This window comes from Aquitalea sp. S1-19 (genome assembly GCF_024343515.1).
Genome location: NZ_RJTZ01000305.1, coordinates 1 through 1439, shown reverse-complemented (window position 1 = coordinate 1439; position 1439 = coordinate 1). Strand labels below are relative to the sequence as shown.

Sequence of the window (1439 nt, the reverse complement as noted above, 5' to 3'; positions counted from 1 at the left end):
TGCATGCTGCACCAGCGGCATCGCCGCATCCAGCGCCTTGCGCGAGAGCTTGCGCACCTGCTCGTGCCCCAGCACCCCGCGCTCGGCCAGAAACGGAATCCAGGCCAGCACCAGCTGGGCATCCGGCGTCTGGTCGGCGGCCTCAAAGGTGGCGCGCGATGCCTCGGGGTCGGCCGGGGCGAAGTCGCAACCGGCATCCATAATCGGCGCCAGATGCACAAGGCTCTGGCAGGCGCGCTCGTTCAGCATGTCCAGCGTGAAAATGGTGGGCGAAACCCACAAAATGGATTTTTCCGGTACTTCCAGCGCATCGGCCAGCGCCACTTCGACCCGTTCCATCAACGGGTAATGCCACCATACCCCGCCCTTGGCACGCGAGAAAGCAAGCGGTAAAGCCCACAATTCAAACGATGCAAAGCTGCCATCCGGGCGCACCACCTCGGGACGGGCAATCGCGCCCCGTGCCGTTTCGACCAATAATTCGCGCACCGGCGCCTCGGCCAATAGCCCCAGCTGGGCCTCGGTAAACACCGCCTGATCGCCCCCCATCAGCACCTGCTGTACGGCGGCCGTCAGCTGCATGCGCGCCATAGGCTCGGCCAGTGCCTCGCGCGCCTTGTCCATCAGGCCGACAATCGCGGCCTGACGCTCGGCCGGCGGCAAAGGCTCGGTCGGAATCACACGCATTTCGCGCTGCATCGGATTGGCTTCACGCTCGGCATAAGCCTTGTTCAGCCGATCGTACAAGGCCATGGCCTCGTCGCAGATGCGCTGCAAGGCGGCGGCAGTCGGCGGCTCCTCCATGAAATTGAAGTCAAACATGCGCAAACCGCTATTGCAGACATAGTGGGTGATGTTTTCAGCTTCGTCGTATAGCACGGCACTGGCAAAACCCTCCGCTTCACGCCCGGCAAACGGCATATTGTCGTTACCGACCAGACGGCAGATAAAGGCCGGTGCCTCGGTGTGCACGATGTACTCATAAGGCTCCAGCCCCTTGTCGTCGACGGCATCGCCAAAGATAAAGCGGTTGGGAACAAAAGGATCGCCCTTGATGCGTGCGTTGCGGGGATGCGGTTTCATGTGTGACTCGGGACCAGACGGAAATTCAGCCTGCCATTCTACCGCGCCCCAGTGCCGGCGTGTTAGCCATGCGGCGGCGCCAGTGCCCTCGCTCAGCATCCAGCCACAGCACCTGTGCATCTGCACACAGCTGGCCTCGATACCGGACCTGTGCAGGAATGCAAAAAGCCCGACTCATCGAGTCGGGCTTTTTGATATGGGCTTCTGGCAGTGTCCTACTTTCACATGGCGAATGCCACACTATCATCGGCGCTAAGTTGTTTCACGGTCCTGTTCGGGATGGGAAGGCGTGGGACCACCTCGCTATGGCCACCAGACATTAACTTGTCAAATTGTAGAAACCGAAATTAAACACC

General features: G+C 60.8%; 1 protein-coding gene and 1 rRNA gene. Both read right to left on the bottom strand.

Going from position 1 to position 1439, the window contains the following annotated elements; genetic code table 11:
* On the bottom strand, positions 1–1083 hold a 1083-nt coding region (locus EGI20_RS18650), incomplete at its 3' end, for a hypothetical protein (protein WP_498633033.1).
* 202 nt (positions 1084–1285) lie between these two features.
* A 5S ribosomal RNA gene (gene rrf / locus EGI20_RS18645) occupies positions 1286–1400 on the bottom strand.
* Positions 1401–1439 lie beyond the last annotated feature (39 nt).